The organism is Alkalibacillus aidingensis (assembly GCF_014595945.1).
In the GTDB taxonomy this organism is placed as follows: Bacteria; Bacillota; Bacilli; order Bacillales; family Alkalibacillaceae; genus Alkalibacillus; species Alkalibacillus aidingensis.
Map to the genome: position 1 here is coordinate 1 of NZ_JABXWU010000018.1, position 6,643 is coordinate 6,643.

Consider the following 6,643-nt stretch of genomic DNA (forward strand, 5'->3'; position numbering starts at 1 on the left):
CGATTTAGTACTTGTTTTAATTGTACCATTCGAAGGTGTTTTATATTGTCTCAAATTTTTAGGTTAGTCTATTGATCGCTAGTAAGGTTGCGGGTTCTTTTTGATTTGTCCAGAGGGAATCCCTCATATATATCTTACCACGCTGACCGAAAATGTTGCCAGCATTAATTATTCTTCTAGCCTTTGTTTGAGGTTACTATAAGAGGTAACTATTAATGTGAATTTTAATTGATATTCTTTAAGTTACAGTGTGAAGATAGCTGATTTGAAAAGCTGGAACAGTGGTATCTAATAATGGTAACGATCATTGAAATGGGGTGAAAAGTAATTTATATTGTTGCATAAATTCTTAATAAATTATTCTATTTTGTCGGATGAAGGGATATATAGATACGGTTTTAGGAAACGGATAATGGTTACTACTATAGAAAGAGGGGTTATCTAATCGTGAAAATTATTGTGACAGTAGAAGTTAACGAGGTATCTAATAATGGTAACTATCATTAGAATAGATGATTATGTAAGGTAGCCATTCAAAAATGAATGACTAATTAGAAAAAGTTTTCCTTCAGTTGAAAACCTCAAGATCGTATCCATGAGTATTTACATAAATTTTGGTGAATTTTCTCTTCTATTCTCGATAATGGATGGACCATTACAATAAGGCTTGATTCTTTTATTCGCTGCATTACGGCTTTATCTTCTTTAAATCGTTTAATTATATTTTGGGTTCTTTTAATTCCAGTACCGAATTGTGAACGGTTTGAGAAACTATTATCAGCAATTACAATACACAAGTGATGTTGTTCTTCAGGGTTGTTTTCTGCAACTATAGCAAATTTAAAAACCTTTTCAGTCAGTGTTTCTATTGGCTCTGTGCTAAGGTCCAGTTCAATATTCAGGTAAACAGGTTTTCTTTTCTTCCGCGGTTCAACTTTGGTAATCCAATCGGGCTTTACAATTGTCATGGTTTTTCCTGATCGTAGATTACTAGTATTACTTTGGGTCATATATTTAGCAACTTTCGAATGGAAAGCACCTTTATTTTGACGGTGTAAATTTCTGAATTCTGGAATCCATTCTTCATAACGAAGGTGTGCTGGTGAAATAGAGAAGAGATTTTCATTATACAACAATCCGTACTTAACCTGTTTAGAATTTAATTCAATAATTAGACTTTCGTTTAGTTTTGTCAAAATATTAATAACGGCTTTTTGTGTTGCAAGATAGTGAAGGACATTTTTCTATTGATTGAATTTGTATATTTTTGACTTATTGTATGATCCATCAAGAAATTTATTTTCAATTAACAATTCAATGCTTTTGCTACCGACTGTCACATATTTAAAACGTTCTCCCTCAAACCCATTGCTATAATAATTACTTCGAATAAGATTGTATTCTTCGAATTTTCGTAAGCGATTTTTAAAACTGTAATCTTTGAGTCGATTATTGAACAATGCTGAATATGCTTGATAAAATTGTTGAACGGAAAGCAATCGTTGCTGTTCCAAAAAGGCAAGGTATTCAAGATCCGAGGCTTTTACCTCTAGCCTTTGCCTTGCACTTTTTCTAAGAATAATTTCCTCTTTCATTTATATTCCTCCTAGTATTGTAGTGAATTTTGTAATCTTGTTTGTCTACTCGAAGTTCCTCCATTTCTCTCTCTTATTGTCAGAGTATAAAAAGTATCGCTTAGGGTTAGCAAATGTCCTAAGTAATTAACTTTTCCAAGTAATCAACTTAAACATACCCAATTGAAAGAGCCTAAGTGTATTACTTACGGGGTTCAGAAATAGTATATCGTCTAAGATAATAAATTCTAAGTGCAAAATAAAAAATATTGAATGAAAAACATTTTTAAAATTATGGTATAACGTACTATTAGACGACCAAGAGGAATCCTAAAAAATCTACTTTTAGATGGAGGGAAATTCTTGTTGAAAGGCCTTAAGGAAGTAAAAAAATTAAAATAATTAAAAAAATTGGTGTTCAAGAGAAATTATATGAAATATATGAGGAGGGATATTGTTGAATATGTCTCTTCGACTGAATGTTCAATTTTTATTTTACTAGACTTTTCGAAATGGTAAAATATAGTTAGTGATTTCTAAACTGAAAAGATGTTGCTAAAAAAATCACATATATATTATTTAAAAAATGTAATTTATAGGAGTATAATTCATGAATCAAGATGAATTGAAGAAGTTAATTGAATCAGAAGTTGAGTCATTTAGCAAGAATATTGATGTAGATATTTTACAGGCGCAAACGCATCATTCTATATTGATTACCGGTATTGAAAATCAATCATCTATCATTCGAAGTATAGCAGTTTATATGGTTGGTCTAATATCACACGCTATAGAAGCTAACCTTCAGGTCAGGGCGGATTTAATAGAATATACTGAAGTTGGAAAAGAAGAAATTGTACAAAGTGTAATAGAAACAATTGGTGAGGATAATAACCTCAACCAAGATTTTAAAGAAGATGAAAGAAATCCTTGGTTAGCTGAAGCTTTAATACACTTATTATTATTTATATCAAATAGGGTAAAAAATCTTCATCCAGTTGGGGAAGTGTTGGTTGTTGGATTAGTTCATGACGATCCAAAAGATAAAGGACTAGATTTAACAGCATTATATCAATCTGGGACACTGGGATTAACTATTGGAGAATGTAAGGCCTATAAGCTTAATCCAAATAGGGCGATATCAAACGCAATGGAATTCTTTGATGGTGTAGATAGCAAGAGGAAGACAGGAAAGAGGATTAGGTCTCAAGTTCAAACCTTAAGAAATTTTTTGCCTAAAGAATTGTCAATGTCTGCTACGCATGGTTTTTGGAAGAATGAAAGATGTTTCTTAACCACACCAGTTTATGATAGTTCAATTACAAAAGATTGGTCAAGGAGCAGGAAAAAAACTTTAGGATCATTAAAGGTACCTATAGATAAAAGGTTAGTAATTCCTCTAGCTATTGAAGGTTTTGATGAATTTTTTGATAGTTTGGCAGACGAAATGAGAGTCTTTGTGAGGGAGATATAGAATGTTTGATAATTATTCCTATAAATTATTTAATGATTTACCCAGATTACCAGACCTAAATATTGAAGAAACTAGACGGTCTTTATCTAGAGCTTATATATACTCAATTAAAATGAAATTGGGTTTAATTCATGAGGAATTTAAGTCAGTCCAACTTGAAAGTTTAAGTGAGGAAGAGCTTGAGAAAATAGAAGAAGAAATAGATGAAGGAGACCCTACATTATTTAATGAATTATATTTTGAGTTAAGAAGGTTGGGGGATACATTAGAGAGTAATGCAATATTTGATAAAAATGAAGATGGTAATTCCATTAAAGCTGCAGCATTTGTTTCAGCTGAATCTTTGTCTTTATTAGCGACTTTAATTACAAGTGATGATTTAAATTATGAAGAAGAGTCTTTACTTTCTAATGAGATAATATATACAAGAGCTGAGGCAGCAATGTTGTTTTTAATAGCGGGTTATGATGCAAATGCTCAAACAGAAATAAATGAAGTAGCAAAGTACATAAATAAAGCAACTGATGAGAGAATAAGAGATAATCTAATCAAAATCGAAGAATGGTTTTTGTCAAACCTTGTTGCCTTGTTAACTAATAAACTATGGAGTCTTGAACGAGAAAAACCTATGTTTGAAAATAATGATAAAAGAAAATCATTAAGTCATCTGATAAAAGAAAACAAGGTTAAGATGTTTTCATCTATTGGAGATTCGATTATTTATTACATTGATTGGCTAATGGGCGATAATGAAGAAGGTTTCACATTTGCAATAGAAGAACTTGTTAAAATAAATCAAAGTGCTTATAAAAATAAATACGCTCTTTTTCCAGAAGTCTATCATTTTTCGAAAGTACTAATGGAGATGATTAAAAGGACTTCATCGAGATCCCTCTTTCATAATACACCGTTGTCACTAAATAATGAATTGGAGTTTACATCTTATCTTAAAGGAAGAGTAAAAGGGAATAGTATGCTTAATTCTAGACCTTTTATATGGGAGTCAGCTCAAGAATTTATTTCACAGTGTCTTCCCGGGCCAAATAAAAACGTAATAGTGAACCAACCGACTGGAAGTGGAAAAAGTTTTATTGCAGAACTTGCGGCTACTCATTCTTTATCAAATGGATGGGTCCTTTATTTAGCTCCTACAAATGCTTTAGTTCATCAAATAAAAAAGGATTTAAAGAAATCCCTACAATTCTATGGTTCAGTCGATATAAAAACCTTTGTAGGTGGGGATGAGTACACAAAATTAGAAGGTGAATTTATAGAAGAAATTGATGACCCTCAAAAATTTGTAGCAGTAATGACTCCGGAGAAGTGTGCTATGTCTTTAAGGATCACTCCAGAAATTTTTAAAAATTGTTCATTGTGTATCTTCGATGAATGCCACCTTTTAGGAGAAGGTAGTAGGGGGGCAACAGTAGATTTGGTGTTAGGGCAAATAATATCTATTAATAGTAATATAAAGTTTGTTCTAATGTCTGCTATGTTAAGTAATCCCAAAGATATATCAGATTGGCTTGATAATGTAACCTCAAGCGAATCACAAATAAGCTCTGTTTTGTGGAAACCTACGCGTTCTATTAGGGGAGCTGTTGGTGTTGAGTATGCTTCTTTTAAAGAAGCAAGGGATAACGCAGAAGCAAAACTGAACTCACTTCCTGATCATAGAAGAAATGTGGATTTTAACCCCAAATTATCTATTTTATATTCTCTATCGGGAATTTGGAGACAGAATTACAATGATTATTTATTAATGGATACAGATTTTCCAGCTAATTATGTATTATCTAGAAGAAAAGTACATGAGAGTTGGATTAAAGAAGTTAATGCAAAGAGTTGGGTAAATAAAACTTCTAGAACTTTGGGAATTGAACTGGCAACTAAAGGAATACCGACAATTGTTTTTATTCCTAGTAATAGGCATTATCCTTTTACACTTGGAAGAAATATTACTTTAGAACAATATGAAATTGATTTATCGAATCTGGAGCGGAGTTTTCTTTTATTAGCAGAAAAAGAATTAGGGATAGAATCTGAAGTAAAAGAACTTCTTTTAAAAGGTGTGGGAGTACATACGTCATTCATGTTAGATACAGAAAAAGAGGCGGTTGAGAATGCCTTTAAAGGACAAAATGTAAAACTACTCTTTGCTACAGGAACATTAGCTCAAGGATTGAATTTGCCTTCTGTTGCGGTTGTTATTGCAGGTACTAGAATAGGAGATGCAAGGGAAGCAAATACTCCTGAAGCACTGACAAGATCTAAAGCATTGATACTTAATGCAATTGGAAGGGCTGGAAGAGCAGGATTTTCTAATCAAAGTTTAAGTATAATCGTTCCGAATGAACCAGTTATTTTCAAAAAAGAAAATATAGATATTGATAGAGCATTGTCTGAAATAAATGTATTACAAGAGAACGATGCTTCTATAATCGTTAGTAGTCCACTAGGAAAGTTTCTAATAGATATAATGCGAGATGCTATACAAGAAGATAGGGCTTCATTACAAGAACTAACAATTATGTCGATGCTAACTTCCAATAATGAACAAGATGATGAAACAAACAAAAATACGCTTAGTAAAACCTACGCAGCTTCTATAATGAAACAAAGAATTAACAATGAAGAATTAATTAAAGTAACAAATAAAATTACAAATATAAAAAATGAATTTATAAAAAATGCAAATGCTCCTGATTGGTCTATAGATGTTGCAAGAAAATCTGGTTTTGACTTCTTTACTACAAATAGCTTCATAAAGATAATATTGGATATTATACCCGATAAAAATGGGGTATTAGAGTGGGATATAAGAAATTGGACTATCTTATTGTTTAAGGGCATGGAAAGGTTACCTCCATATTTCTTACAAAGACTACTCCCTCAAAGTATTACGCAAAAAACCACGTTTATTAACATGATGGCTCAGTCAGCAGCAAATAAGATTAATGAATCAAACCTTTTTTGGACTAAACCTGATCACTGGGACATGTATTGGAATGAGTTTTTGAATATTACTTGGTTATACATGGAAGGTAAAAGTTACGCAGAAATTGCGAAATACTATTTAAACATTGACGGAGAAGTAGATTCTTCAAGATCTGCAGGTAAACCAATTCCAGACACATTGTCTTTAGTGAAACGGCAAATTGAAGAAATATCAAGCTATGCTGGGTTATTAGTAGCGGTTTTAGAAGAGGTATTATTCAAGGACGAACCTCTCCCATTTAGTTTAAATGTTCTTCCTTTAGCAATTAAAAATGGTTTAAAAGATCATCATACCTTTTACTGGTATAGTTATGGGATGAGAAATAGAATGGTAGCACATAAATTGGCTAACGCATTACCACTGGGTGAATTTATTGATGAGGATACATCCCGAAGAAAAGTTATTCAATTGAAAAGATTATGGCTTAGAAATCAGATTGACATAAATAATCTTTCATCTGAGGAACAAGAAATATTAGAAGCTGCAAGTATGGTTGTTAAAAATTCATAAGGAATAAAAAAGTATAAGTGGCTGGGACAAAACCAGTAAATGGTAATTAAAAATGGTCATTTCTAACCGGGTGTTAGAAATGACCAT

At 31.9% G+C, this 6,643-nt stretch carries 4 protein-coding genes; 2 read left to right on the forward strand and 2 right to left on the reverse strand.

Annotated elements, in window-relative coordinates; translation table 11 throughout:
- Positions 1-581: 581 nt before the first annotated feature.
- Both HWQ49_RS14485 and HWQ49_RS14490 read right to left on the reverse strand, forming a co-directional pair.
- Positions 582-1,136, reverse strand: coding sequence for a hypothetical protein (locus tag HWQ49_RS14485; RefSeq protein ID WP_188208345.1), 555 nt, complete (start codon positions 1,134-1,136; stop codon positions 582-584).
- A gap of 108 nt (positions 1,137-1,244) precedes the next feature.
- On the reverse strand, positions 1,245-1,595 hold the full coding sequence (locus HWQ49_RS14490) for a hypothetical protein (protein ID WP_188208346.1): 351 nt from the start codon (positions 1,593-1,595) through the stop codon (positions 1,245-1,247).
- A gap of 589 nt (positions 1,596-2,184) precedes the next feature.
- Between HWQ49_RS14490 and HWQ49_RS14495 the strand changes: the two genes are divergently transcribed.
- Entirely contained in the window at positions 2,185-3,048 is an 864-nt protein-coding gene (locus tag HWQ49_RS14495) for a hypothetical protein (protein WP_188208347.1), read from the forward strand.
- 1 nt (position 3,049) lies between these two features.
- Positions 3,050-6,556 (forward strand): DEAD/DEAH box helicase, encoded by a 3,507-nt coding sequence (locus HWQ49_RS14500; protein ID WP_188208348.1) that lies wholly within the window; start codon positions 3,050-3,052, stop codon positions 6,554-6,556.
- The last annotated feature ends 87 nt before the right edge of the window (positions 6,557-6,643 follow it).